The organism is Streptomyces sp. NPDC058279 (assembly GCF_042881255.1).
Lineage (GTDB): Bacteria > Actinomycetota > Actinomycetes > Streptomycetales > Streptomycetaceae > Streptomyces.
The window spans coordinates 201,341-225,558 of record NZ_JBHVYA010000010.1 but is presented as its reverse complement, the minus strand read 5'-3'; the positions used below and the strand labels follow the sequence as shown (position 1 = coordinate 225,558).

24 protein-coding genes are annotated in these 24,218 nt (G+C 73.0%); 9 read left to right on the top strand and 15 right to left on the bottom strand.

Going from position 1 to position 24,218, the window contains the following annotated elements:
* The 4 genes from ACFVXJ_RS21010 to ACFVXJ_RS20995 all read right to left on the bottom strand — a co-directional run.
* On the bottom strand, window positions 1–269 hold a 269-nt coding region (locus ACFVXJ_RS21010; protein ID WP_389663606.1), incomplete at its 3' end, for a pore-forming ESAT-6 family protein.
* Window positions 270–313: 44 nt separating this feature from the next.
* Entirely contained in the window at window positions 314–646 is a 333-nt protein-coding gene (locus ACFVXJ_RS21005; protein WP_136213611.1) for a hypothetical protein, read from the bottom strand.
* 117 nt (window positions 647–763) lie between these two features.
* Window positions 764–1,294: a hypothetical protein gene (locus ACFVXJ_RS21000; protein ID WP_389663604.1), complete on the bottom strand. Its 531-nt coding sequence runs from the start codon at window positions 1,292–1,294 to the stop codon at window positions 764–766.
* 77 nt (window positions 1,295–1,371) lie between these two features.
* Window positions 1,372–1,851 (bottom strand): MarR family winged helix-turn-helix transcriptional regulator, encoded by a 480-nt coding sequence (locus tag ACFVXJ_RS20995; RefSeq protein WP_389663603.1) that lies wholly within the window; start codon window positions 1,849–1,851, stop codon window positions 1,372–1,374.
* Between the two features lie 112 nt (window positions 1,852–1,963).
* Between ACFVXJ_RS20995 and ACFVXJ_RS20990 the strand changes: the two genes are divergently transcribed.
* Window positions 1,964–3,436: an MFS transporter gene (locus ACFVXJ_RS20990; RefSeq protein WP_389663601.1), complete on the top strand. Its 1,473-nt coding sequence runs from the start codon at window positions 1,964–1,966 to the stop codon at window positions 3,434–3,436.
* Window positions 3,437–3,529: 93 nt separating this feature from the next.
* On the opposite strand, the gene ACFVXJ_RS20985 is transcribed toward ACFVXJ_RS20990, so the two are convergent.
* Entirely contained in the window at window positions 3,530–4,054 is a 525-nt protein-coding gene (locus ACFVXJ_RS20985) for an EF-hand domain-containing protein (protein ID WP_389663599.1), read from the bottom strand.
* Window positions 4,055–4,433: 379 nt separating this feature from the next.
* Between ACFVXJ_RS20985 and ACFVXJ_RS20980 the strand changes: the two genes are divergently transcribed.
* Window positions 4,434–5,012, top strand: coding sequence for a sigma-70 family RNA polymerase sigma factor (locus tag ACFVXJ_RS20980; protein WP_136217034.1), 579 nt, complete (start codon window positions 4,434–4,436; stop codon window positions 5,010–5,012).
* Window positions 5,009–6,316 carry a maleylpyruvate isomerase N-terminal domain-containing protein gene (locus ACFVXJ_RS20975; protein WP_389663597.1) on the top strand — a complete coding sequence of 436 codons (1,308 nt, stop codon included), beginning with the start codon at window positions 5,009–5,011 and terminating at the stop codon, window positions 6,314–6,316. The genes ACFVXJ_RS20980 and ACFVXJ_RS20975 overlap by 4 nt, the downstream gene beginning before the upstream one ends.
* Here ACFVXJ_RS20975 and ACFVXJ_RS20970 read toward each other — a convergent pair.
* The 3 genes from ACFVXJ_RS20970 to ACFVXJ_RS20960 all read right to left on the bottom strand — a co-directional run bounded on the left by ACFVXJ_RS20970 (window position 6,303) and on the right by ACFVXJ_RS20960 (window position 8,249).
* Window positions 6,303–6,827 carry a GNAT family N-acetyltransferase gene (locus tag ACFVXJ_RS20970; protein ID WP_389663595.1) on the bottom strand — a complete coding sequence of 175 codons (525 nt, stop codon included), beginning with the start codon at window positions 6,825–6,827 and terminating at the stop codon, window positions 6,303–6,305. The genes ACFVXJ_RS20975 and ACFVXJ_RS20970 overlap by 14 nt on opposite strands.
* An 82-nt stretch (window positions 6,828–6,909) precedes the next feature.
* Window positions 6,910–7,788, bottom strand: a complete 879-nt coding sequence (gene purU, locus ACFVXJ_RS20965) for a formyltetrahydrofolate deformylase (RefSeq protein ID WP_389663594.1) — start codon at window positions 7,786–7,788, stop codon at window positions 6,910–6,912.
* Between the two features lie 14 nt (window positions 7,789–7,802).
* Window positions 7,803–8,249 (bottom strand): hypothetical protein, encoded by a 447-nt coding sequence (locus ACFVXJ_RS20960; protein WP_389663621.1) that lies wholly within the window; start codon window positions 8,247–8,249, stop codon window positions 7,803–7,805.
* A 196-nt stretch (window positions 8,250–8,445) separates the two neighbouring features.
* Between ACFVXJ_RS20960 and ACFVXJ_RS20955 the strand changes: the two genes are divergently transcribed.
* Window positions 8,446–9,726 carry an ABC transporter substrate-binding protein gene (locus ACFVXJ_RS20955; protein WP_389663592.1) on the top strand — a complete coding sequence of 427 codons (1,281 nt, stop codon included), beginning with the start codon at window positions 8,446–8,448 and terminating at the stop codon, window positions 9,724–9,726.
* Between the two features lie 36 nt (window positions 9,727–9,762).
* Here the strand turns inward: ACFVXJ_RS20955 and ACFVXJ_RS20950 are convergent, their stop codons facing one another.
* Together ACFVXJ_RS20950 and ACFVXJ_RS20945 are read right to left on the bottom strand one after the other, a co-directional pair.
* Window positions 9,763–11,337 (bottom strand): hypothetical protein, encoded by a 1,575-nt coding sequence (locus tag ACFVXJ_RS20950; protein WP_389663590.1) that lies wholly within the window; start codon window positions 11,335–11,337, stop codon window positions 9,763–9,765.
* A 149-nt stretch (window positions 11,338–11,486) separates the two neighbouring features.
* Window positions 11,487–12,869: a transcriptional regulator gene (locus tag ACFVXJ_RS20945; protein ID WP_389663588.1), complete on the bottom strand. Its 1,383-nt coding sequence runs from the start codon at window positions 12,867–12,869 to the stop codon at window positions 11,487–11,489.
* 214 nt (window positions 12,870–13,083) lie between these two features.
* Here ACFVXJ_RS20945 and ACFVXJ_RS20940 point away from each other — a divergent pair, with 214 nt between their 5' ends.
* The 3 genes from ACFVXJ_RS20940 to ACFVXJ_RS20930 all read left to right on the top strand — a co-directional run bounded on the left by ACFVXJ_RS20940 (window position 13,084) and on the right by ACFVXJ_RS20930 (window position 16,350).
* A complete protein-coding gene (locus tag ACFVXJ_RS20940) occupies window positions 13,084–13,770 on the top strand; it encodes a bifunctional DNA primase/polymerase (protein ID WP_389663586.1) in 687 nt (228 codons plus the stop codon).
* 106 nt (window positions 13,771–13,876) lie between these two features.
* Window positions 13,877–14,707 carry an ABC transporter ATP-binding protein gene (locus ACFVXJ_RS20935; protein ID WP_389663584.1) on the top strand — a complete coding sequence of 277 codons (831 nt, stop codon included), beginning with the start codon at window positions 13,877–13,879 and terminating at the stop codon, window positions 14,705–14,707.
* Entirely contained in the window at window positions 14,704–16,350 is a 1,647-nt protein-coding gene (locus ACFVXJ_RS20930; RefSeq protein WP_389663582.1) for a transporter, read from the top strand. The genes ACFVXJ_RS20935 and ACFVXJ_RS20930 overlap by 4 nt, the downstream gene beginning before the upstream one ends.
* A gap of 58 nt (window positions 16,351–16,408) precedes the next feature.
* On the opposite strand, the gene sigJ is transcribed toward ACFVXJ_RS20930, so the two are convergent.
* From sigJ to ACFVXJ_RS20915, 3 genes are all read right to left on the bottom strand, one after another.
* On the bottom strand, window positions 16,409–17,302 hold the full coding sequence (gene sigJ / locus ACFVXJ_RS20925) for an RNA polymerase sigma factor SigJ (RefSeq protein ID WP_389663580.1): 894 nt from the start codon (window positions 17,300–17,302) through the stop codon (window positions 16,409–16,411).
* A 91-nt stretch (window positions 17,303–17,393) separates the two neighbouring features.
* Window positions 17,394–18,302 carry an alpha/beta fold hydrolase gene (locus ACFVXJ_RS20920; RefSeq protein ID WP_389663579.1) on the bottom strand — a complete coding sequence of 303 codons (909 nt, stop codon included), beginning with the start codon at window positions 18,300–18,302 and terminating at the stop codon, window positions 17,394–17,396.
* A gap of 397 nt (window positions 18,303–18,699) precedes the next feature.
* Window positions 18,700–19,392 carry a metal-dependent transcriptional regulator gene (locus tag ACFVXJ_RS20915; protein ID WP_136217024.1) on the bottom strand — a complete coding sequence of 231 codons (693 nt, stop codon included), beginning with the start codon at window positions 19,390–19,392 and terminating at the stop codon, window positions 18,700–18,702.
* Window positions 19,393–19,635: 243 nt separating this feature from the next.
* Between ACFVXJ_RS20915 and ACFVXJ_RS20910 the strand changes: the two genes are divergently transcribed.
* Window positions 19,636–20,391: an SIS domain-containing protein gene (locus ACFVXJ_RS20910; protein ID WP_389663577.1), complete on the top strand. Its 756-nt coding sequence runs from the start codon at window positions 19,636–19,638 to the stop codon at window positions 20,389–20,391.
* Window positions 20,392–20,426: 35 nt separating this feature from the next.
* Here ACFVXJ_RS20910 and ACFVXJ_RS20905 read toward each other — a convergent pair whose 3' ends face one another.
* Entirely contained in the window at window positions 20,427–21,782 is a 1,356-nt protein-coding gene (locus ACFVXJ_RS20905; RefSeq protein ID WP_389663576.1) for a PAS domain-containing protein, read from the bottom strand.
* Between the two features lie 437 nt (window positions 21,783–22,219).
* The gene (gene pdxH, locus ACFVXJ_RS20900; RefSeq protein ID WP_389663574.1) at window positions 22,220–22,882 is read right to left on the bottom strand and encodes a pyridoxamine 5'-phosphate oxidase; all 663 of its coding nucleotides are present in this window, start codon (window positions 22,880–22,882) and stop codon (window positions 22,220–22,222) included.
* 200 nt (window positions 22,883–23,082) lie between these two features.
* On the opposite strand from pdxH, the gene ACFVXJ_RS20895 reads away from it, so the two are divergent.
* Window positions 23,083–24,189, top strand: coding sequence for a citrate synthase 2 (locus ACFVXJ_RS20895; RefSeq protein ID WP_389663572.1), 1,107 nt, complete (start codon window positions 23,083–23,085; stop codon window positions 24,187–24,189).
* Window positions 24,190–24,218: the final 29 nt, after the last annotated feature.

The following is a 24,218-nucleotide window of genomic DNA, read 5'->3' as shown; positions in this document are numbered from 1 at the left end:
TGCGCCGCCGTCGCGTCGTTCTTCTCCAGCGTCGACTTCAGCAAGTGGATGATGTTCTTCACTTCCTGCGACGCGTTCTTCCAGCGCAGTTCCTTACCGTGGTACTCGTCCGCCACGCCGTCCGCCGCGAAATCCGACATCGCCGCCTTCACCTGTGCGTCCCGCGCCGCGATCACCTGCTCCAACTGCCCGATCACGACCTGGATGTTGCCCTGCGCCTCGGTCGACGCACCCGTGTCATACGAACGACGGTCCGTGCCACCGGCCATCACACACCACACTCCCCGTACTGGATGAAAGAGACCTACAACCCTCAGCGACCGGCGAAACGCGCCGCGTCGAAGTTCGCCGCAGACATCTGCTGCCGCGCGTTGTCACCCTGCTCGTGGTCACCGGTCCCGAACGCCTGCTCCATCCCCGACTGACCACCCAAGATCGCCGACAACGCCGCGTTCAGCTCCTTCGTGATCCCGTCCGAGTGCTCCTTGAACGAGTCGAACGCGACCTTGCCCTGACCGTTGAACTTGCCCTCCAGCGGATGGGCCGCCGCGATCAACTGCCGGATCAACGTCCCCAGATCCGTACTCGACGTCCGCGACCCCGACATCAGGTTCGTCAGAACCTGCGTCCCCATGTCGAACTTCATCCCACACCCCCGTCACGAAACAACGACTACAAGTATGACCAATGCTCTCAACAGCCTCGGTGCTGCGCCTTTCAAATACCGCATCAATGGCGCGAAATCGCCGCCTGGCCGAGGGACTTATTCGGCGTCCAAGGCGTCGAGCGCGTCGAGCGCATCCCGGGTGAGGAAGGCGATCGGTGGAGCCGTCACGTGGTCTTCCCATCGGGTGAGGCGGACGCGGTGTGCGACGAAGTCGATGAAGCCGTTCTCGATCGAGAAGCCGCCGCCCCGCTCCAGGAGGAGGACGAGCGGCTCGAAGGGGTCCGGCAGGTGCGGGTAGCGGGCCAGGGACTCGTCGGAAAGCGAGGCCCAGTGCAGTGCCGCACGGCACACCGTCCCGACGAGGAATCCGCTCGCGTGCTCGGACAGGAACGCGTCCAGCCGGGCCGCGATCGCCTCTTCGGCGCGTACCCGGGGATCGACACGGGCGGCGATGTCGAAGAAGGGCCAGTGGTCGGGGTCGCCGGCACCGAAGAACGGACGAGGTCCGTCCTTCCGTAGCTCAGCCACCCACAGCGCCGCCCTGCGCAGGTATTCGCGCATGAGCCGCGCCCGGGACGCGCCGTGCTCGAAGTCGTACCCGGCGGCCCGCCAGTCGATGGCAACCATGCGGTCCACCAGGCGGTGCGCCCGCCCGCGGGTGGCCGGGTTCGACCCGTCCCCCTCGGCATGGGCACCGGCGGGCGTCACTGGCGGGCGCGGCGGGCCGGGCGGGGGGTGTCGGAGGGGGTGTCGAGGGCGCCCTGCGCGAGGAGGCCGAGGGCGCGCAGCAGGGCCTCGCGGTCGGCGGGCGGGAGGGAGCCGAGGGCGTCGACGTGGACCTGGTCGACGATGCGCCGGCTTTCGGCGGCGACGGCGGCGCCCCGTTCGGTGACGGCGATGACGCGGGCCCGCCGGTCCTTGGTGGAGGGGCGCCGCTCGGCCAGTCCGGCCTTCTCCAACGCGTCGACGGTGACGACCATCGTCGTCTTGTCCATGTCGCCGATCTCGGCGAGCTGGATCTGGGTCCGCTCTTCCTCCAGCGCGTGGACGAGGACGCAGTGCATGCGGGCGGTGAGCCCGATCTCGCCGAGGGCGGCGGCCATGCGCGTGCGCAGGACGTGGCTGGTGTGGTCCAGGAGGAAGGAGAGATCGGGCTGGGTCCGGGCGGGCGACATCGCGGTCATGGACCCAGCCTAACCGTTAGGTCCGAGATATATCGTCTGTAACGAAACTATCTGCTACGGTCTCATCATCGCTCGGCCTTCCGCCCGCCCAACCGGAGAGAGAGACAGACCGATGTCCGCCATCACGCGCACCCCGCTGCCCGCCGCCGCCCGCGGCCCCCGCTTCCGCTCCCGCTGGACCGCCCTCGCCGTGCTCTCCACCGGCGTGCTGATGACCGTCCTCGACGGCAGCATCGTCACCGTCGCGATGCCCGCCATCCAGGACGACCTCGGCTTCACCCCCGCCGGCCTGAGCTGGGTCGTCAACGCCTACCTGATCGCCTTCGGCAGCCTCCTGCTCCTCGCGGGCCGGCTCGGCGACCTGATCGGCCGCAAGCGGATGTTCCTGGCCGGGACCGGCGTCTTCACCGCCGCCTCGTTGCTCGCCGGGTACGCGGCCTCCCCCGCCGTCCTGCTGGCCGCGCGGTTCCTCCAAGGCGTGGGCAGTGCCATGGCCTCCGCCGTCAGCCTCGGCATCCTGATCACCCTGTTCACCGAACCCCGGGAACGGGCCGGGGCGATAGCCGTCTTCTCCTTCACCGGCGCGGCGGGCGCCTCGCTGGGCCAGGTCCTCGGCGGGGTCCTCACCGACGCGCTCGACTGGCACTGGATCTTCTTCATCAACCTGCCGATCGGACTCGCGGCGCTGCTCCTGGCCGTTCCCGCGATCCCGACCACGTCCACCGCCCCCGCCACGTCCACCGCGCCCGCGGCCGCCGGCACCCGCGCGGGGGCCGACGTACTCGGCGCGGTACTCGTCACGGCCGGGCTGATGCTGGGCATCTACAGCGTGGTCAAGGTGGAGGAGTACGGCTGGTCCTCCGCGCACACCCTCGGCCTCGGGGCGCTGGCCCTGGTCCTGCTGGCGGCCTTCACCGCGCGCCAGGCGACGGCCCGTACCCCCCTGATGCCGCTGCGGATCTTCCGCTCGCGCGCCGTGGTCGGCGCCAACCTCGTGCAGATGCTGATGGTGGCCGCGCTGTTCTCGTTCCAGATCCTCGTCGCCCTCTACCTCCAGAAGGTGTCGGGGTACGGGGCCGGCGCGACGGGTCTGGCCATGCTGCCGGCCGCCCTGGTGATCGGTGCGGTCTCGCTCGGCGTCTCGGCCCGGCTGAACTCCCGCTTCGGTGAGCGCGCCGTCCTGTCCGCCGGGCTCGGCCTGCTGGTCGTGGCGCTGGGTCTGCTCACCCGACTGCCGGTGCACGCCGACTACGTACGGGACCTGCTGCCGGTGATGCTGCTCGCCGCGGGCTTCGGCCTGGCTCTGCCGGCCCTTACCGCCCTGGCCATGTCACAGGCCGGCGAACACGACGCGGGACTCGCCTCCGGCCTGTTCAACACCACCCAGCAGATCGGCATGGCTCTCGGCGTGGCCGTCCTGTCCACCCTGGCGGCCTCCCGCACCGCCTCCCTCGCCTCCGCCGGCCGGACCTCCGCCGAAGCGCTCACCGGCGGCTACCACTTGGCCTTCGGCATCGGGGCCGGTCTGCTGCTCACCGCGATGGCCATCGCCGCGACCCTGCTCCGGGGAGAGCGCCGCGGCTGATGTTCCACGTGAAACCACGCCCCGGCGCCCCGCCCCCGGGGTCAGGCGTCCGAGTCAGGCGTCCGGGTCAGGCGTCCGAGTCAGGCGTCCGAGTCAGGCGTCCGGGGCGGCCACGCCGCAGTAGCCGGCGAAGGCCGCGAGGATCTCCTCCTCGGAGATCAGCCCGTCGCCGTCCGCGTCGAGGGCCGTGCCGATCTGGGCCGCCAACTCCGGCGGGGTGCCGAGCACACGCAGGACCCGGCCGGCCGCCGCCGGGGAGGCACCGGCCGCCGAGCCGTCCTCGGAGGCCACCGCGATCACCGCGCGCAGGAACGGCCGGGCGATCTCCGCGAACCGCTCCGGGTTGTCGCGCAGCCGCTTCACCGCGCCCGTCACGAACTCCTCGCGGGACACCCGCTGGTCGCCGTCGACATCCGCGATCCCGGCCATGCCCTGCCAGAACGCCTCGGCGCCGGCGAAGACGGCCTGACCCTTGTCCGACCGGGCCCGGACACCGAATTCGGCCAGCACGGCCCGCGCGGCGACGCCGAAATCCTCCCGGTCGATGTAGCCGGAGCCGTCCTGGTCGAAGGTGGCGAATCGGGAGGCGATCTTGCGCTCGTACTCTGCGCTGTCCATATTCGGCGTTCCGCCTTCACATGTGCGTGTGGGTGCAGTTGAGGTGCGGTCAAGAGCTGCGGCGCGGACTCGCGGTCGAGAGGCGCAGTTCAAGACAAGGCAGGAGCGTACGGCCTCGGTGGCCCGCACGTTAAGCCGAGGTGTCGGGGAGCCGGCCGCATCGAACCCGCGCACGGGAAGCGCGGCGGGGCGCGTACAGATGTGCCTATGCGGGCGTCATGTTCCGTTCGTGCGGGGGCCCGTGGCGCCGGCCCGGTCTGTGCCGCCCCGTACCACGAGGGCCACACTTCCCGGGCGGGCTTCCCCCAAAGACGGGCGCATCCCGCCGTGTGCCGACTACATTCGTCGGGTCGACACACGGCTGGGGGCTGGGGGCACTATGCCGAAGGACGTACCACCGCGCTGGGACCGCCGGATGCAGCAACGCCTCGCCCGCGGTGAGGCCGCCGCGCTCGGCGAGCTGTACGACCGCTTCGCCTCGCTCGTACACAGCCTCGCGCACCGGGTGCTGGGCGACGAGACGGCCGCGGACCGGATCACCCGGGAGGTCTTCGGGTACATCTGGGAGAACCCGGACGCCTACGACCCCAAGCAGGGCTCCCTGCGTTCCTGGGTCGCCCGGATCACCCAGGGGCAGGCCGTGGCCCGGCTGCGCCAGGCCGAACTGGGCCGCGGCTCCCGCGAGGAGCTGGAGCAGAAGGTGCGCAGCGCGAACGCCGCCGCCCGCGCGGACTACATCGTCACTTCGATGCCGGCGCCGCTGCGCTCGGCGCTGGAACTCGCGTACTTCAAGCGGCGCGACTACCGGCAGGCCGCCGCCGACCTCCAGATCAGCGAGGACGAGGCGCGGCGCCGGCTCCGGCTCGGGCTCCAGTTGCTGTCGACCGCCAACGCCCTCCCCCGGGAGGACACCGCCCCGCCCGGATACGGCCCGCCCGGATATGGAACGCCCCGATGACCGGCCCCGCCGAAGAAGCGCCCGACGACGGTTACGAGCGGCCCGTGGGCGGTGCGGCGCGGATACCGGGTCCGCGCGGTGCCGCAGACGACCTCGACCCGCTGCCGGGCCCCCGGCCGCTGTCGGAGGTCGCACCGGCACCGGAGGCCACACCCGCGCCGGAGGCCGTGACCGGGTGGGAACCGGCAGCCGCGCCCACCCCACCGCCCACGCACGCCGTGCTGAAATCCCTGCTCGGCGCGTGGGCGTTGGCCGCCTGCTCCGCCGAGGAGACGCTGGCGGTCGAGGAGCATCTGACCGAGTGCGCGCCCTGCGCGGAGGAGGCGCTGCGGCTGCGGGACGCCGTGGGGCTCCTGCACCCGGAGGAGAGCCTGGACCTGAAACCGCTGCTGCGCTCGCGGGTGCTGGAGGACTGCCTGGGCAAGCGCCCGGCGCGCATCCCCGTCCCGGCGTGGGCGACCCCGTACGACACGGAGACCGCGCGGCTCGACGCGCTGCTGCGGGACTTCGGCGACTCGGAGTGGCACACCCCCGTACGGCTCAAGTGGTTCGAGGAGGAGCGGCGTCTGTCGCGGCGCACCACCGTGGCGGGGGTCATCGGTCATCTGCTGACGGTGGACGGGCTCGTCGCGACGGCGCTCGGGCTGGACGACCCGCTGGGCCCGCAGGCGCCTTCGGGCGGCACCACGGAGCGCACCGAGTTCTTCTGGGAGTCCGCCCGGCACCCGGCGACCCGGCAGGTCCGCGAGCCGTGGCGGGAGCAGGGCCACACCCTGGTCCGTACGGTCTCCTTCGCGGGTCACGGGGTGGCCGAGCTGGCGGTGGACTACGGGGGCTTCGCCCTGCCCCTGGGGGACGCGTTCCTGGAGCGGGCCTTCGAGTGCTGGGTGCACGCGTGGGACATCGCGGAGGCGGTGGACTACCCGTACGAGCCGCCGTCCGGACCGCATCTGCACCGCATGATCGACCTGGCGGCGCGCCTGTTGCCGAGCGCGTTGGCCGAGCGGCGGCGCGCCGGTCTGGCAGGGCCGGCGCGCGGCCTGGTCGCGGCGGGCGCGCCGGGACGGACCCTGCACCTGGAGATCGAGGGCGCGGGCGGCGGCGGTTGGGACATCGCGCTGGACTCCCCCGCGGCGAAGCCCTCGTCGGACCACACGGTCGCGGAGATCGCGCTGGACGGCCTGGAGTTCTGCCAACTGGCCGCCGGGCACATCTCCCCGGAGGAAGCGGCGGCCGGCCAGCACGGCGACCGGGAGGCCATCCGCGACGTGCTCTTCGCGGCGGCTTCGCTCAGCCGCCTGTAACGCGACCGCCTGGGGCCCGGCCGCCGGTAGCCGGCGCCGGGGCGGTGATCAGGTCCATTCCCGGGTACCGGGCGGCGACGAACCCCGCCGCCCGGTACACGGGTTCGCCGGCCGCACTGGCGTGGAGTTGGACGTAGCGGACGCCGAGGCCGTTCAGCCACTCCACCAGCCCGGCGACGATCCGCCCGGCGTGGCCCTGCCCGCGGGCGGCGGGGTCGGTGACCATCCCGTCGACGTACCCGCGGCGCCCGTCCGTCCACACCGGCCCGGGCAGGTGGTACGTCACCCACGCCAGGCCCGCCGCCCGCAGCGGCTCCCCCGGCTTCCCTCCGACGACCAGGCAGGTGCAGTCCGGCCGCCGGCCGTCGACCCGCTCCTCGAACCAGCCGCGGGCGCTCTCCCGCCAGGGCGCGTCCTCGCTCCCCGGGTCGACGCCGAGCCCGTGGAGGGCCACGGCGCGCAGCCGGACCAGTTCGGGCACGTCCTCGGCGGTCGCGGTGCGGGGCTGCATGGGAATGGGGTCCTCCGTGGGACGGGAAGAGCCCTCCGTGAGGAGGGGGTCCTCCGCGGAAACGGGTCCGGGCCGCCGCGCCTCAGGCGAAGACGACCGTACGCGTGCCGTTCAGCAGCACGCGGTGTTCGCTGTGCCACTTCACCGCGCGGGCGAGGGCCTGGCACTCCACGTCCCGGCCGATCGCGACCAACTGTTCCGGGGTCACCTCGTGGCCCACCCGCTCGACCTCCTGCTCGATGATCGGCCCCTCGTCCAGGTCGGCCGTCACGTAGTGCGCGGTCGCGCCGATCAGCTTCACACCCCGCGCGTGCGCCTGGTGGTAGGGCTTCGCGCCCTTGAAGCTCGGCAGGAAGGAGTGGTGGATGTTGATGATCCGCCCGCTCAGCGCCCTGCACAGGGTGTCCGACAGCACCTGCATGTACCGCGCCAGCACCACCAGCTCGACGTTCTGCGCGCGCACCAGCTCCAGCAGCTCCGCCTCGGCGGCCGCCTTCGTGTCCTTCGTCACCGGGATGTGCACGAACGGGATGTCGTAGGAGCCGACCAGCTCCGCGAAGTCGGTGTGGTTGGAGACCACCGCCGCGATCTCCACCGGCAGCGCGCCGATCCGCGACCGGAACAGCAGGTCGTTCAGGCAGTGCCCGAACTTCGACACCATCAACACGATCCGCATCCGCTCGTCGGAGCGGTGGATCTGCCAGTCCATCTGGAAGGAGTCCCCGATCGCGGCGAAGCTGGCCCGCAGCTTCTCCACGGTGACCGGCGCGTCCGCCTCGAAGTGCACCCGCATGAAGAACAGGCCGGTGTCGCGGTCGCCGAACTGCCGGCTGTCCTCGATGTTGCATCCCGTCATGAACAGGTAGCTGGACACGGCGTGCACAATGCCCTTTTTGTCGGGGCAGGAGAGGGTGAGGACGTACTGCTGCGGCTGCGCCTGGCGCTGCGGGTCATCGTTCATGACGGCAAAGCCTTTCACACCGCGCGGGTGACGATCCTCAGTAGTTCGAGGGAGCGCGGCGCGGCGTCCGGATCGTCCCCGTCCGCCGTCGCGAGCCGTACGTGCGCCTCGCGCGCCGCGCGCACCGCCTCGGGCCAGCCGTGGTGGTCCAGGTACGCGGACACGGGCGCGTCCGGGCCGACCTGGTGCAGGATGCGCAGCACGCGCAGGACCGTCACGTCGACGAGGGCGGCCTCGCCGGAGTCGCGGAAGATCGTGCCGACGTACTTCTCGGCCGACCAGCTGTCGAGCCAGGTGTCCTCGACGAGCCGGTACACGGCGTCGGTGACGTCGCCGTAGCCTTCGACGCCGGCCTGCCAGACCTCCTCCTGGAACACCGGGTCGGAAAGCATGTGCAGCGCCGAGCGCACGTTGCTGCGCCAGCGCCACCACGGCATGTCGTTGAGGGGCATGCCGCCCATGGTGGAGGAGCGGCCGCCGCGGCGGGAAGAGTTCTTCGAACCTTGGGCGAATGTCACGCTTTCGATCGTACGTTCCCCCTTGGCGCGATCTTGAAGCACCTGTGCGTGACCGCGCCCTCGCAATTCACCTCCCGGTCACCCCATGTTGTGTACACCTCATGCCCGTGTTCCCCCTGGGGCGGAATGGTGCGTGGACATGACCGACCGGCGACGCACGACCCATCTGTCCCGCACCTTCCTGGCCACGGCGATGGGTGCGTGTCTCATCGCCGGATGCGGGGTGGTCCCCGGGGGCTCGGGGGGCTCCGGGGGCACCATCACCGTGCTGACCTTCGCCCCCATGGGCACGAAGGCGACCAACATGCCCGGCATGGTGGGCATGGCCAAGGCGTACGAACGCTGGGTGAACGCCAAGGGCGGCATCAACGGCCACAAGCTGCGCGTCCTTACCTGCAACGAGCAGAACACCCCGACCGGCGCCGCCGACTGCGCGCGCGAGGCGGTCGCCGAGAAGGCCGTCGCGGTCGTCGGCTCGTACAGCCAGCACGGCCGCGCGTTCATGGCCCCGCTGGAATCCGAGGGCATCCCCTTCATCGGCGGCTACGGGGTCTCCTCGGAGGAGTTCGAGAGCACCCTCTCCTACCCCGTCAACGGCGGCCAGCCCGTCCTCCTCGCCGGCGCCGGACACCAGCTCGGCAAGGCGTGCGGCCAGGTCGCCCTGGTCCGCCCCGACACCCTCGTGGGCGATTCGATGCCCGTCCTGCTCAACGCCGGGCTCCAGGCCAACAAGGTGCCCGAGGCCGCCGACATCCGGGCCGCCGAGGACAGCGCCGACTACACGGCCCAGGCCCGCGAGGCACTGGCCGACACCACCGGCCCCGCCGCCAAGGAGCGGGGCTGCGTGACGGCGGTGCTCGGCGAGCGCACGGAGACCTTCCTCGACGCCTTCCGCCGCACCGACGAGAAGCGCAAGAAACCGCAGATCGCCTCCGTGCTCGGCAGTGTCAGCCAGGCGCTGGTCGACCGCACCGGCGGCCGGGAGAGCCCCTTCGAAGGCGCCTACCTCACCAGCTGGTACCCGGTGGCCGGCGACCCGCTGTGGGGGCCGATGCGCAAGGTGATCTCCGAACAGGCCTTCGGGGACGACAGCGTGGACCCCGACGACAGCGGAACGCAGACGACCTGGATCGCGTACACCGTGCTGAACCAGATCGTCGGCCGGCTGAAGGCCGACGAGGAGGTGACCGCGCGCAAGGTCGCCAAGACCCTCAACCAGACCGCGGGCGTCCAGACCGGCGGCCTCACGCCCGAACTGAGCTGGCGCCACCAGGACGTACGCGCCGTCGCCGGGTTCCCGCGCATCTCCAACGGGCGGGTGACCTTCCAGATCGTCCGGCAGGGCCGGCTCGTCGCCCAGCCGGGCGAGGAGCCGCAGGACATGACGCCGACCCTGGAGCAGGCCCCCCGCGCGGCGTGAGGCCCGGGCGGCTCCGGGAACCCGGGGCCGCGGCCGTCACAGTTCGGTCTTGTCCCGTCGGGTGAGGCCGTACTTGGCCGCGATCGAATTCCACATGGTCGCGGCCGACTCCTTCGCCCGCGTCGCCTCGCCGCTGGACTTGTTCCCGGCGCCGGCGTTGTCGGTGGACTTGGCCTTGCCGTCCTTGCACTTGCCCTTGTCGTGGCCGACGTCGTCCGCCCAGCCCGCGTAGCTCCGGTCGGCGGCGGCCGAGGACTTCCACGCCTTGGTGAGGGCGGCGGCGAGCTTCGCGTGGTCCGGCAACCGGTCGAGCTTCAGGTCCTGGAGCCGGGTGACCATGTCCTCGCGCCGGCTGGCCGCGTCGCGCAGGTCCAGGGCCGCCTGGTCGAGATTGCGGCAGCTCTTGATGTCGTCGACGGCCTTGATCACCGCCGCCCGGCTCTCGTTGCTGTCCGCGAGCACCTTGTCGAGCTGGACGGCCTGCGCGCGGGCCGGGTCGACCTGGGCGTCACCGGCCGCCGCCGCCCCGGAGCCGGTCGGCGCGGGGGCCTGGGCGCCCGGGTCGCTGTTGGCGGCCTTGCCGCCGTCGCCGAGCAACGAGCCGACGCCGAGCCCGGCCACCGCGAGGCCGATGACCGCGGCCACGATGACCCCGGTCGAGACCTTGCGGGCGGGCGCGGGAGCGGGGCCGGGGCCGGGCGGCGGGGGCGGCGGGGCGTACTGCTGCCGGGGCGGTACCGGTCCGGCGGGAGGCCCTACGGGGCCCCGCGCGCGCGGGGCCCGGGCCGGCAGCGGCTCCTGGATCTTCGGCAACTGCTGGGTGCTGCCGGCTTGGTCGTCGTCGCGGAACAGGCCGTCGAAACCCTGGATCGCGGCGTCCCCGGGCGCGGCCGGGACCGGCGGAATGTACTGCGTGGCCGCCTCGTGCCGGCCCGGCGCGGCCGGGACCGGCGGAATGTACTGCGTGGCCGCCTCGTGATGACCGGGGCCGTCCACCACCGGCGGGATGTACTGGGTCGCCGCCTCGTTGTGGCCCGGCGCGGCCGGGACGGGCGGGATGTACTGGGTCGCCGCCTCGTGAGGGCGGGGCGCGGCCGGGACCGGCGGGATGTACTGGGTCGCCGCCTGGTGAGGGCGGGGCGCGGCCGGGACCGGCGGGATGTACTGGGTCGCCGCCTGGTGGTGGGCCGGCCCGTCCACGACCGGCGGGATGTACTGCGTGGCCGGCTCGACCGGGACCGGCGTGCCCGGTATGGGCGGGATGTACTGGGTGACCGCCTCCGGCAGCGGCGGGTACCCGTAGCCGTGCGGGTCCCCCGGCCCCTCGAAGCCCGGGCCGACCACGTGCCCCGGCTGCGGATATCCGTACCCGGGCCCGGCCGCGTACTCGGGCGGCGCCTGCGCCGGGTACCCGTAGGCGGGGCCGCCGCCCGGCGCACCGGGCTCCCGCTCCCCGTATCCCGGGTACTCCTGCCGCCCCGGCTGCGGCGAGCCCTGCTCGGCACCCGTCCCGTCACCGGGTCGCGGCGCCCCGTGCCCGGGGTCCGGGCCCCACGGCGCACCGGCCTGCGGGGCGGCCTCATGACCGCTCCCCTGTCCGCTCTCCGTCACCGGGAACTCCTTCACCGACCTGTCCGCACGTACGGAACCGTCGGCCCACGCTACCCGGTCACCGGCCGGCCCGGTCGGTTACCTCCGCGCCCGCGCCCGCACCCGCCGCCCGCACCCCGCCGGCCGCGCTCCGCCTCCGGCGCCCCGGCTCAGACCGCCGCCACCTCCAGCCGCGCCGTGAACTCCCGCACCGCCGCCTCCTCGCGGTACGGCTCCAGCCGGGTCCGGAAATCCTCCAGGTACTCCGTCCCGCGCCGGGTCCGCAGCGAGTCCAGCAACTCGGCGGCCCTCGCCGCCGTCTGGCACGCCTGCTCCACCTCCCGCTGCTGGACCCGGGCCGCCGCCAGCAGCAGCAGCCCGATCGCCCGGCGCCGCGCCTTGGTCTCGGGCAGGCCGCGCAGGGCCTCCTCGGCCCGCCGGACCGCCGCGTCGGCCTGGCCGAGGTCCCGGTGGCAGTGGGCCAGTTCGTCCGCGAGGTACGCCTGGTCGAAGTGCCGGATCCACACCGGGTCGTCGCCGGACTCGGGTTCCGCCCGCTCCAGCGCGGTCACCGCCCGCCCCGACAGCACCGCCGTGGCCCGGGCGTCGCCCAGCAGCGCGTGCCCGCGCGCCTCGGCGGCGTAGAACATCGCCTCCACCCGGGGGGTGACCTGCCCGCGCGTGCCCTCCTGGGCGGCCCGCGCCAGTTGCGCGATCTCCCTCGGGTTGCCGAGTTCGGCGGCCAGGTGGCTCATGGAGGCGGCCAGGACGTAGCCGCCGTACGCGCGGTCGCCGGCCGCCTGGGCCAGCCGGAGCGCCTGGATGTAGTAGCGCTGGGCGAGGCCCGGCTGGCCGGTGTCCACCGCCATGTAGCCCGCCAGCTCCGTCAGCCGGGCCACGGCCGCGAACAGTGCCCGCCCGACCGGCTCCCGGTAGGAGCCGCCGATCAGCCCGGACACCACGGAGTTCAGGTAGTGCACCACCACCGGGCGCACGTGCCCGCTGCCGAAGCGGTGGTCGAGTTCCTTGAGGGCCTCGGTGGTCGCCCGTACCGCCTCGACGTCGGGCATCCCCACGCGCGAGCCGCTGGTGCGGGCCACCTGCGGGTCGGCGCCGGTGATCAGCCAGTCCCGGCTGGGTTCGACGAGGGCCGAGGCGGCCACGCTGGAGCCGGAGAGGAAGTCACGACGGCCGACATCGCTCCGCCACAACTCGCTGACCTGCTCGATCGCGCCGACGACGGTCGGGGAGAACTGCAGGCCGACACCGGAGGCGAGGTTCTTGCCGTTGGCCATCCCGATCTCGTCGATGGTGACGGTCCGACCGAGTTTGCGCCCGATCGCCTCGGCGATGATGCCCGGTGCCCGGCCGCGGGGCTGCTGACCGCGCAGCCACCGGGCGACGGAGGTCTTGTCGTAGCGGAGATCGAGGCCGTGCTCGGCCCCGCACATGTTCACGCGCCGGGCGAGCCCGGCATTGGAGCACCCGGCTTCCTGGATGAGCGCCTGCAGCCGTTCGTTCGGCTGACGGGCGAGGAGTGGCCTGGCTGCCATGAAAACCCCCTGAAGCCGCGGGAGAGCGATGGAATGATCACTTCCCGCCTGATGTGCGGAGAATCTTCCTCTCTGCGTGGTGTCGCTACCCACGGACCGCGCCCCGGGCTCCTACGCGCCCCCGCGCATGCTTCCGTGCGCCCCATTTGCAGGATCGATGCTCCGCCCACGGGCCGGTTTACGCCCGTAACCCCGGGTGTGTGCGGGAGTTGTGATGGGCGTGGAAGAGACCATCGGAGTCACGGCGACCGCACCCATCCCCAAGCAGCGCGGCGAGCAGCTGCTGGACCATGCCGTGCGGTACGCGGAAGAACGGCACTGGGATGTCTTCGCGGGCACCTGGCTGGAGGCTGGCGACGGCCGGGAGGTGTGCTCCTGCGGGGACCTCGAATGCCCGGCGCCCGGCGCCCACCCGGCGGTGAAGGACTGGGCGGCGCTGGCCACCGGCAGCGCGGTGCAGGTGCGCCGGATCTGGGCGAAGCAGCCGCGCGCCGCCATCCTGCTGCCGACGGGTCGGACCTTCGACGCCATCGACGTGCCCTCCGCCGCCGGCATCCACGCGGTGGCGCGGCTGGAGCGGATGCAGCGCACCCTCGGCCCGGTCACCCTGACCCCCGACCACCGGATGCTGTTCTTCGTCCTGCCCGGAGCGGGGGCGAAGGTGCCGGACCTGGTACGGAAGCTCGGCTGGTCGGCGCCGGCGATCGACATGATCGCGCGCGGCGAGGGCGAGTACGTCGCCGCGCCGCCCACCCGCTACGGCGGCCGGGGCCCGGTGCAGTGGGCCCGCAAGCCCACCCCGGCGAACCGGTGGCTGCCGGACACCGAGGAACTGATCGACGCGCTCGCCTACGCGTGCGGCAGCCAGGCGGCCGCGGCCCGCGCCGGCCACACCGCCTGAGTCCATGACGTACGCGGGTTCATGACATACGTAACTGCTGCCGTCTCGCCCCTCCTCCTATGGTGAGGAACGTACGACCACGGGGATCAGAACGAGAGGCAGGCGCATGCCGGACCAGGGTGATGCGACGGGCGGGACGGACGGCGGGACGGGGGGCGCGCGATCCGTGCCGCCCGCCGCCGTGCGGATAGAGGGACTGTGGAAGCGGTTCGGCGAGCAAGTGGCCGTGGCCGGCATCGATCTGGAGATCCCGGCGGGCCGGTTCATCGGACTCGTCGGACCGAACGGCGCAGGCAAGACGACGACGCTGTCGATGGTGACCGGACTGCTGCGCCCCGACATGGGGCGCGTGTTCGTCGCCGGCCACGACGTGTGGGCCGACCCGACCGAGGCGAAGTCGCGGATCGGCGTCCTGCCGGAGGGGCTGCGGCTGTTCGAGCGGCTCTCCGGGCGGGAACTGCTCGGATACATGGGCCGGTTGCGCGGGCTGTCGGGCGAGGAGACGGACAAGCGGGCGACGCAGCTGCTGGACGTGCTGGACCTCGCGGGCGCGCAGCACAAGCTGGTCGTGGACTACTCGACGGGCATGCGCAAGAAGATCGGCCTGGCGGCCGCGCTGTTGCACAACCCGGAAGTGCTGTTCCTGGACGAGCCGTTCGAAGGCGTCGACCCGGTGTCCGCGCAGACCATCCGCGGAGTGCTGGAACGTTACACCGCGTCCGGTGCCACCGTCGTGTTCTCCTCGCACGTGATGGAACTCGTCGAGTCGCTGTGCGACTGGGTGGCCGTCATGGCCGGTGGCCACATCCGCGCCGCGGGCCCGCTGGCCGAGGTGCGCGGTGACGCGCCCTCGCTCCAGAACGCGTTCCTGGAACTCGTCGGGGCACGGGACCGGGCCGCGGGCGACTCCCTGGACTGGCTGGGTGGCGGCCGATGAGCGCCCCGGTCACCACCGCCGCGGTGACCGCGCCCGGCACCGCCGTCCCGGCCGTCTCCCTGACACCGCTCTTCGTGCGGCTCAAGCTGTCGCTGCTCAAGAACGGGCTGAAGGGCTCCTCCAAGCGCAAGGCGGCCTGGTTCGGCACCCTGGCGCTGGCGCTGGTGGTGGGCTTCTTCGTCACGCTCGGGCTGGCCCTGCTGCACGGCAACGCGCACGCGGGAACGGTCGTCGTGATCCTCGCGGCGATCCTGGCGCTGGCGTGGAGCTTCATGCCGCTGTTCTTCCCGAGCGGCGACGAGACCCTCGACCCCAGCCGGCTGGTCATGCTGCCGCTGCGCCCGCGTCCGCTGGTGCGGGCCCTGTTGGCGTCCTCGCTGGTCGGTATCGGGCCCCTGTTCACCCTCTGCCTGGCCGTCGGCTCGGTGGTGGCGGTGGCGCGGGGCGCGGCCGGGGCGGTGTGCGCCGTCGTGGCCGTTCCGCTGCTGCTGCTGGGCTGCGTGACCCTGGCGCGGGCGGTGGCGACCGCCAACGTACGGCTGCTGTCGAGCCGCAAGGGGCGTGACCTCGCGCTGCTGAGCGGGCTGTTGATCGCGATCGGCGCCCAGATGGCCAACTTCGCGGCGCAGCGGCTGGGCCAACCGGGCGGACTGGCCCACCTGGAGCCGGCGGAGGCCGTGATCCGCTGGCTGCCGCCCGCGACGGCGGTGGGCATGGTGGACTCCGCGAGCCGGGGCGACTACGCCGTCGCCGGGGCCCAACTGGTGATCACCCTCGCCGCCCTGGCCGGGCTGATGTGGTTCTGGGAGCGGAGCCTGACCAGGCTCATGGTGACCCCGGACGGCTCGACCCTCGCGGCCGCCGCCCCCCGCGAGGACCGGGACGCGGGCGCCGGCGTCTGGGGCCTGCTGCCCGGGGGCCGCACGGGCGCCGCGATGCAGCGCACCCTGCGGTACGTGCTGCGCGACCCGAAGACGAAGTCGGCGTGGGTGACGGCGCTGGCGATGGGTCTGATCGTGCCGGTGTTCAACGCCCTCCAGGGGACCGGCTCGCTCTACCTCGCCTGCTTCGGCACGGGGATGCTCGGCATCCAGATGTACAACCAGTTCGGCCAGGACACCTCCGCGTTCTGGATGGTCGCGCAGACCCTGACGACCCCGCGGGACGTGTTCGTCGAGATGCGGGCCCGCGCCGCGGCGCTGGCCCTGGTCACCGTCCCGTACACGGTGCTGGTCACCTCGGTCACCGCCGGGCTGGTCGGCAACTGGACCTACTTCCCGGCGGCGCTGGGCCTCGCGTTGGCCCTGCTGGGCGCGATGCTGTGCACGGGCGCGCTGGCCTCGGCCCGCTTCCCGTACTCCATCCCCACGGACGGCGCGTTCAAGAACGTGGCGCCGGGCCAGGGCGGGCTCGCCTGGATGGGCATCTTCGGCGGCATGTTCGCCTCGGCGGTGATCTGCGCCCCGGTGATCGCGCTGACGGTGTACTTCGCGACGAGCCCGGAGCAGCGGTCCCTCGCCTGGCTCGTGCTGCCCCTGGGCATCGCCTGGGCGACCCTCGCGGCCTGGACCGGCCTGCGCCTGGCGGCCCCCATGGCCTTCCGCCGCCTGCCGGAAATCCTGACGGCGGTCAGCAAGGGCTGACGGCGAAGGGGCCCGGCCCCGCTCACCCCGTTGGGGCGGGCGGGGCCGGGGTGTGGGGTCAGACCTCGATTCCGGCGAGGTCCAGGGAGGCCAGCCGGTCGGGGTTGCCGATCGCGGTGATGCTGACGATCAGGCCGTCGGTGACGGTGAAGGCCATGACCGAGAGCGGGCGTCCCTTCGTGGCGACGACGACGCCGGCCGCGCCGTTGACGAGCGCCGGGCGGACGAACGGCGACAGGCCGCTGAACGTGAGCGCCTGGGAGGCCACCGTCCGGGCGCCGTTCAGGACGATCGTCCGGCGGGCGCGTCCGGCACTGCCGTCGGAGCGCAGGACGATGTCGGGGTGCAGCACCGAGACGAGCGCGTCGAAGTCCCCTTCGCGGGCGGCGGCGAAGAACGCGTCGACCACGCGCCGCTGCTCACCGAGGTCGGGGTCCGGGGCCGGGGCCTGGCCCTGGACGCGGCGGCGGGCACGGCTCGCCAACTGCCGTACGGCCGCCGGGGTCTTCTCCAGCAGCGGGGCGATCTCGTCGAAGGGCACGGCGAACATGTCGTGCAGGACGAACGAGAGCCGCTCGGCGGGCGACAGCGACTCCAGCACCACCAGCAGCGCCAACCCGACCGCGTCGGCCAGCATGGCCTGCTGCTCGGGATCGGTCACCGTCTCACGGCTGACGATCGGGTCGGGGATGAAGGTCTCCAGCGGATCCTCGCGCCGGGTCGCGCGCGAGCGCAGGGCGTCCAGGCACAGCCGCGACACCACGGTCGTCAGCCACCCGCCGAGGTTCTCCACCGCGCCGACGTCACTGCGGCCGAGCCGCAGCCAGGCTTCCTGTACGGCGTCCTCGGCCTCGCCGAGGGAGCCCAGCATGCGGTAGGCCACGGCCTTGAGGTGCCCGCGGTGCTCCTCGAACCGTTGCGCCAGCAGTTCGTGCCCGTCCACGTCTCGCATTCCCCCTCCACCACGCCCCGCCCGCGCGGGCCGTGTCCCCGCATCCTCCGTCCTGGCACGCCGAAACACCCAGGCGGTATCCGGGAGTCCGTCAGGAAGCGGCCCGGACGCCGTCCAGGAAGGGTTCCAGCACCGCGCGCCAGGCGGCCGGCTGGTCGTAGTGCACGTAGTGGCCGGCGTCCGGGATCTCGGCGTACCGGCCCGCCGGGAGGACGCGGACCATCTCCTGGGCTTCCGCGCGGCCCAGTTCGCCGTCGAGCCCGCGCACGACCAGCGTCGGGCAGCTGACCTGGGCCAGTTCCTCCCAGTGCGCGTCATGGACCCACGTCTCACGGGCCGTCAGCATCTGGCGGCGGGAGAAGAGGGGGCGCCAGCCGTCCTCGGCCCGGTGCATGACCTCGGCGAAGAACGCGCCGCGGCCGGGGTCGGGACGGTCCACCCGGGGGTCGTCCTCGCCGAACCACCGGCGGGCCGCGTCCTGGGTGGGGAAGGGCAGCGGCCAGCGGCGGAACCAGTCCTCCCACTCCCGCTGGGACGCCTCACCGAGCGCGGACGCCCGCATGTCGCAGATGACGAGGGCCTCCACCAGGTCCGGGCGGCGGGCCGCGAGCTGCCAGGCCGTGAGGGCGCCCATGGAGTGGCCGATCAGGGTCACGGGGGCGAGGCCGAGCTGCTCCACGACGGCCTCGGCGTCGGCGACGAACGCCTCGCGGCCGAACGCCGCCGGCGCGTCCGGGGCGTCGGGGCCGGCCGGCGGACGGCCGCTGTGACCGTGCCCCCGCTGGTCCAGGGCCACGACCCGGTGGCGCTCGGCGAGCCAGCGGGCGGTGCCGGCCCAATGCAGGGCGCGACCCATCAGGCCGTGGAGTAACAGCACGGCGGGCCGCTCCGGCTCCCCGGGCGCGGGGTGTTCCGCCCGGCCCTCACGGCCCGGTGCGAGGAACTCCCAGGCGGCCAGGCGTACGCCGTCGGCCCCTGTGACATCGATGCGCTGTACCACCGCAGATGCACCCCCTTCGATCCCCGCCAGGGTATCGAACCCGTATTCGAAAACGGCGTTCTCGCCGACAACACCGCTCTTTCGAGTGACCTTGCTCAAGGATTGGCCGCCGCTGCCGATGGAGATCCTTTCCACAGGGAGGCGGGCCGCTCGGGGAAGACGGTCCGAAGGGGATGACCTTGAGAGCTCGGGGCTCCAGGTCAGTCAGGGGAGGACCGGTCCCGGCGCCGAAAGGCGCCGGGACCGTTCATTACCGCTCCGGTGCCCGCGTCGCCGGCATCGACACGCGGGCACCGGCCGGTTTCCCGACCGGCGACCCGTCAACACCCCGGGACGGCGCCCCGCCGGCACCCCGGTCGGCGCCCGGCCGGTTCGACCCGGTCCGGTCCGGTCCGCTTCAGCGCTTGGCGACGAACACGTGCGAGGCGACCTCGGCGCCCAGCTCCGCCGCCTCGCCACCGCTGCCGACCAGCACCCCGCCCGGCGACTCCGTCACGCTCACCACCGATCCCGGCTGCACACCGGCCCGCCGCAACGTGTACATCAGCTGCGCGTCCGTCTGGATCGGCTCGCCGATCCGACGCACCACCACCGTCTTTCCCTCGCTGCCCGGGTCCAGCTCCGAGAGGCTGACCATGCCGGCCTCCAGGAACGGGTCGGCCTCGGCCTTCTCGCCCAGCTCCTCCAGTCCCGGGATCGGGTTCCCGTACGGCGACTCCGTCGGGTGGCGCAGCAGCTCCAGTACGCGCCGCTCCACCGCCTCGCTCATCACGTGCTCCCAGCGGCAGGCTTCGGCGTGCACCTGCTCCCACTCCAGGCCGATGACGTCGACGAGCAGGCACTCGGCCAACCTGTGCTTGCGCATCACGCGCGTCGCCAGCCGGCGCCCCTCCTCCGTCAGCTCCAGGTGCCGGTCGCTGGCCACGGCCACCAGGCCGTCGCGTTCCATCCTGGCGACCGTCTGGCTCACCGTCGGGCCGCTCTGGTCGAGCCGCTCGGCGATCCGGGCGCGCATGGGGACCACGCCTTCCTCTTCCAGCTCGAGGATGGTGCGGAGGTACATCTCCGTGGTGTCGATCAGTCCGGACATTCGTGCCCCTCGGATTGCGTGCGCTGGCCCTGCCCCCAATTCTGACGCATCGGGCCGACAACCGTCCCTGCCGAACGTCACGGCCGGTACGGCACATCCGCCCGGGGCCCGTTCCCACCGCCGCGGGCCTTCCGTCCCACGGATTGACGTTCGTATTGACACGCCCTTGGTCCAGACCGCACGGTGAGCGGCGGACACCGACGCAACCCACCCGCACCCCACCCCTGGAAGGGCCTTCGGCGTATGAGCGAGAGCAAGCTGGCCGGGCAGTTCTTCGACGCCGCCATCGGTCTGCTGGAGCGGGTGCGGGACGAGGAGGCCGGGCCGATCGGCGCCGCGGCGGCAGCGATCGCCGACGCCGTCGCCGCCGGGAAGCGGCTCTTCGCCTTCGGCGCCGGGCACTCCTCGCTGCCCGCCCAGGACGTGGTCTATCGGGCCGGCGGGCTGGCCCTGATGAACTTCCTCGCCGTACCCGGCACCGCGGGCATCGACGTCATGCCGGCCACCCTGGGCAGTGCCCTGGAGCGCGTCGACGGCCTCGCCGCCGCCGTGCTGGACAGCAGTCCGGCCGCCGAGGGCGACGTCCTCGTGATCATCTCCCTGTCGGGGCGCAACGCCCTGCCCGTGGAGATGGCGATGAACGCCCGCGCGCTCGGCCTCACGGTCATCGGCGTGACCTCGGTGGCCTACACGGCCGAGACCCGGTCGCGGCACGCGTCGGGCACCTTCCTCAAGGACCACTGCGACATCGTCCTCGACAGCAAGATCGCGGTCGGCGACGCCGAGCTGAGCCTCGACGGCATCGAAGCGCCGTTCGCCCCCGCCTCCACCGTCGTGACCTGCGCGATCATGCAGGCCGTGATGGCGGCGGCGGCCGGCGGGCTGGCCGCGCGCGGGATCGAACCGCCGCTGCTGCGCTCGGGCAACGTGGACGGCGGCCACGAGTGGAACGGCCGCGTCATGCGGGAGTACGGCGACCGGATCTTCTTCCGCCACTAGCTCGCCGAACGACTCGCGGGCCGTACGGGCCGCGCTCAGAGGTCCGCCGGGCGGGCGGCCGTGCGGCGGGCCAGGTCCAGGTCCGCCGCGACGCGGGAAGCCACCTCCTCCGCGTACAGGGCGTCCGCGCGCTCGAAGGCGGCCCGCGACGGGCCGCGCAGGAAGGTCAGCGCCCCCAGGGTGCGGCCCCGGCTGCGCAGCACCGTGCACAGCGCGTGCGCCGCGTCCGGCGGCCAGTGCCGGGCCCGCGCCCACTCCCCGGCAGGCTCCCCGGCCGGGACGCTGGCCCGTACCGGGCCGATCCGGTCCAGGGCCTGCAACGCCGGGTGCGCGCCCGCGTACCGGACCGGGATCGCACCCGGCGCCGGCAGCAGCAGCGTCTGCCCCGACGCCGACACCGCGGAGCGGACGAGCCGCCTGCGTCGCCCCGGGCCGGCCGGGTCCGGGCCGTCGAGTACGTCCAGCAGGTCCACCAGCGCGTGTTCCGCGAAGCCGGCCAGGGCGAAGTCCAGCCGTACGGCGGCCGCCTCCGCCGGGTCCTCGCACTCGGCGGCGGCCCGCCCGGCCCGGTAGAGCTGGTTGGAGCGGAACCGCAGCTGCCCGGTGTCCAACTCGGCCCGTCTGGCCTCGGTGACGTCCTGGAACAGCCACCCCACCCCGAGCGGCACCGGCTCCTCCGCCAGCGGCGAGGCCAGCCGCAGGAACCCCGAGCGCCAGCACCGACGCCGCACCCCCTCGGGCGTACGGACCGTCACCCACAGCTCCACGGGCGCCGGCGGCGCGCCCTCCGCCAGCACGTGCTGGAGCGCGCCCTCCAGCTCCTCGACGCCCTGCGCCAGCAGTTCCCCGAGCGGGCGCCCCAGCAGGGCGGTGCGCCCCGAGCCGAAGGCCCGGGCGGCGTGCAGGTTCACCACCGCCGGGCGTAAGTCCACGTCGACCAGGACGACCCCCCAGGAGGCGTCCTCCAGCAGGGCCTCGCTGAGCGCGATGGAGCGCTCCAGGTCGATCTGCGCGTGGACCTCGCTGAACGCGCAGTAGACGCCGGCGGGCTTGCCGTCGGCGCCCGGGACCCCGGCGGACTGGGTCCGGACGAGGACCCGCCCGCCGTCCTTGGTCAGCAGCGCGAACTCGTGGACGTGCCGGCCCGGGACGTCCTGGGCGGACATCAGCCGTTCCTCCACGTCCTGGGCGTCGGCGGCGCGCACGGCCCACCCGGCGAACCCGCGCCGGCCGACCGCCTCGGCGGCGGTCCAGCCCAGGATCCGCTCGGCCTCGCGGTTCCAGTGCGTGATCACACCGTCGGCGTCGAACGCGCACAACGCCGCGTCCATCCCGTCCAGCAGCGCTGCGAGCAGATCGTCGGTCGTCTCGTCACGTCCGGAAACACTCACCTGGCACCCCCTGCAGGTGTTCGCGTATGCGGCACGTCAGATCATTGAACTGGAACGTGACGCAGCCCACACCCCCTTCCCGGAATCGTCCCGTTTTTTCCGTTTCGACCCTCGTCGCGAATCCGCCGGATAAATGGCTTGAGCGACCGGGGACGGGCTCGTAGGCTCTGCCGTACACGAGAAGGGAGGTGGTTCCCGAAATGTACGGAAACCGGACGCGTGAGGTGGCTGCGGGCTAAAGCGCCCGTCGTCGCACGCACCCAGTGCGGTGCCCGGCGGGAACGCCAGGCGCCAATCCCAAGCAGTCACCCGACCCGCGGGCTCGCCGGTACGTCCGGCCGGCTCCTCTCACTGCAGGAGAGGATCCCGAGCCCGCGGGTCGTCTGCGTTCCCGGGCACCCGAAACCTCCGGGGGCCGGGGCTTTCCCGGCGGACGCCTACGGGCAGAGCCGCTCGACGCGCCAGTCCGCGCCCTCGCGGACGTAGCGCAGCCGGTCGTGCAGCCGGTTCTCGTGCCCCTGCCAGAACTCCACCGTCTCGGGCACCACCCGCAGGCCGCCCCACTCCGGCGGCACGGGCACCTGCTCGCCCTCCGGATAGCGCTCCGCCAGTTCCGCGTACCGCCGGTCCAGCTCCGCGCGGGAGCCGATCACCTGGGACTGCGCGCTGGCCCAGGCGCCGAGCTGCGAGCCGTGCGGCCGGGAGCGGAAGTACGCGGCCGTCTCGTCGCGGCCGATCCGGGCGGCGGTGCCCGTCACGCTGACCTGGCGGGCGATCGGGTGCCACGGGAACAGCAGCGACACGTAGGGGTTCTCGGCGATCTCGCGGCCCTTGCGGGAGGCGTAGTTCGTGAAGAAGACGAAGCCCCGCTCGTCGAACTGCTTGAGCAGGACCGTGCGGGAGCTGGGGCGGCCGTCGGCGCTCGCGGTCGAGACGATCATCGCGTTGGGTTCGAAGAGGTGCGACGCGGCGGTCTGCCGGAACCACAGGGCGAACTGCCCCATCGGGTCCCCGGCGAGGTTCTCCTCGTCGAGGATCTCGGAGCGGTAGTGCTTGCGCATGGTCGCGGGATCAAGGTCCTGGTGGGTCACGCGGGCCATCCTGCCGCAGTACGACCGCCGGGGGTGTGCCGTATGTCACGCTTCCGCAGGCCATCCGGAACGGACAAAATCTTGGGGCCGGTCCGAGGGTCCCCGCACGGATGACCATCGGCCGTGCCGGGCATCAACGGGGATGACCGCGCCGGACCGCGAATCACGCCGGGAGCCGCGCGTGTTCGCACTATCTGAGGAGCCGCCTGATGTCCGACTTCGTACCCGGGCTCGAAGGGGTCGTCGCGTTCGAGACGGAGATCGCCGAGCCCGACAAGGAGGGCGGGTCCCTCCGCTACCGGGGGGTGGACATCGAAGACCTGGTCGGCCACGTCTCCTTCGGGAACGTGTGGGGCCTGCTGGTCGACGGTGCCTTCAACCCCGGTCTGCCGGCCGCCGAGCCCTTCCCGATCCCCGTGCACTCGGGGGACATCCGGGTCGACGTGCAGTCCGCGCTCGCGATGCTCGCCCCCGTGTGGGGATTGAAACCGCTGCTCGACATCGACGAGCGGACGGCCCGCGACGACCTGGCGCGGGCGGCCGTGATGGCGCTGTCCTACGTCGCCCAGTCGGCCCGCGGCCAGGGACTGCCGATGGTTCCGCAGAAGGAGATCGACAAGGCGGAGTCCGTCGTCGAACGGTTCATGATCCGCTGGCGGGGCGAGCCGGACCCCCGGCACGTCAAGGCCGTCGACGCGTACTGGACCTCCGCCGCCGAGCACGGCATGAACGCCTCCACCTTCACCGCGCGGGTGATCGCCTCCACCGGCGCCGATGTGGCGGCGGCGCTCTCGGGCGCCGTCGGCGCGATGTCCGGGCCGCTGCACGGCGGGGCGCCGTCCCGGGTCCTCGGCATGATCGAGGAGATCGAGCGCACCGGCGACGCCGTGGCGTACGTGAAGAAGACCCTGGACAAGGGCGAGCGGCTGATGGGCTTCGGACACCGGGTCTACCGGGCCGAGGACCCGCGCGCCCGTGTGCTGCGGCGTACCGCCAAGGAGCTGGACGCGCCGCGCTACGAGGTGGCGGCCGCGCTGGAGAAGGCGGCCCTGGAGGAGCTGCACGCCCGCCGGCCCGACCGGGTGCTCGCGACGAACGTGGAGTTCTGGGCCGCGATCATGCTGGACTTCGCGGAGGTCCCGGCGCACATGTTCACCTCGATGTTCAGCTGCGCCCGTACGGCGGGCTGGTCGGCGCACATCCTGGAGCAGAAGCGCACGGGCCGCCTGGTGCGCCCGTCGGCCCGCTACATCGGGCCGGGGCGGCGCGACCCGCGGGACATCCGGGGCTACGCGGACATCGCCGAGACGGCCTGATCCGCGCACGGCCCGCGCGCTCCGCGCGC

Coding starts and splice junctions, on each gene's coding strand:
- ACFVXJ_RS21005 (WP_136213611.1), bottom strand. CDS start 646: ATGAAGTTCGACATGGGGACGCAGGTTCTGACGAACCTGATGTCGGGG.
- ACFVXJ_RS21000 (WP_389663604.1), bottom strand. CDS start 1,294: ATGGTTGCCATCGACTGGCGGGCCGCCGGGTACGACTTCGAGCACGGC.
- ACFVXJ_RS20995 (WP_389663603.1), bottom strand. CDS start 1,851: ATGACCGCGATGTCGCCCGCCCGGACCCAGCCCGATCTCTCCTTCCTC.
- ACFVXJ_RS20990 (WP_389663601.1), top strand. CDS start 1,964: ATGTCCGCCATCACGCGCACCCCGCTGCCCGCCGCCGCCCGCGGCCCC.
- ACFVXJ_RS20985 (WP_389663599.1), bottom strand. CDS start 4,054: ATGGACAGCGCAGAGTACGAGCGCAAGATCGCCTCCCGATTCGCCACC.
- ACFVXJ_RS20980 (WP_136217034.1), top strand. CDS start 4,434: ATGCCGAAGGACGTACCACCGCGCTGGGACCGCCGGATGCAGCAACGC.
- ACFVXJ_RS20975 (WP_389663597.1), top strand. CDS start 5,009: ATGACCGGCCCCGCCGAAGAAGCGCCCGACGACGGTTACGAGCGGCCC.
- ACFVXJ_RS20970 (WP_389663595.1), bottom strand. CDS start 6,827: ATGCAGCCCCGCACCGCGACCGCCGAGGACGTGCCCGAACTGGTCCGG.
- purU (WP_389663594.1), bottom strand. CDS start 7,788: ATGAACGATGACCCGCAGCGCCAGGCGCAGCCGCAGCAGTACGTCCTC.
- ACFVXJ_RS20960 (WP_389663621.1), bottom strand. CDS start 8,249: ATGGGCGGCATGCCCCTCAACGACATGCCGTGGTGGCGCTGGCGCAGC.
- ACFVXJ_RS20955 (WP_389663592.1), top strand. CDS start 8,446: ATGACCGACCGGCGACGCACGACCCATCTGTCCCGCACCTTCCTGGCC.
- ACFVXJ_RS20945 (WP_389663588.1), bottom strand. CDS start 12,869: ATGGCAGCCAGGCCACTCCTCGCCCGTCAGCCGAACGAACGGCTGCAG.
- ACFVXJ_RS20940 (WP_389663586.1), top strand. CDS start 13,084: ATGGGCGTGGAAGAGACCATCGGAGTCACGGCGACCGCACCCATCCCC.
- ACFVXJ_RS20935 (WP_389663584.1), top strand. CDS start 13,877: ATGCCGGACCAGGGTGATGCGACGGGCGGGACGGACGGCGGGACGGGG.
- ACFVXJ_RS20930 (WP_389663582.1), top strand. CDS start 14,704: ATGAGCGCCCCGGTCACCACCGCCGCGGTGACCGCGCCCGGCACCGCC.
- sigJ (WP_389663580.1), bottom strand. CDS start 17,302: ATGCGAGACGTGGACGGGCACGAACTGCTGGCGCAACGGTTCGAGGAG.
- ACFVXJ_RS20915 (WP_136217024.1), bottom strand. CDS start 19,392: ATGTCCGGACTGATCGACACCACGGAGATGTACCTCCGCACCATCCTC.
- ACFVXJ_RS20910 (WP_389663577.1), top strand. CDS start 19,636: ATGAGCGAGAGCAAGCTGGCCGGGCAGTTCTTCGACGCCGCCATCGGT.
- pdxH (WP_389663574.1), bottom strand. CDS start 22,882: ATGGCCCGCGTGACCCACCAGGACCTTGATCCCGCGACCATGCGCAAG.
- ACFVXJ_RS20895 (WP_389663572.1), top strand. CDS start 23,083: ATGTCCGACTTCGTACCCGGGCTCGAAGGGGTCGTCGCGTTCGAGACG.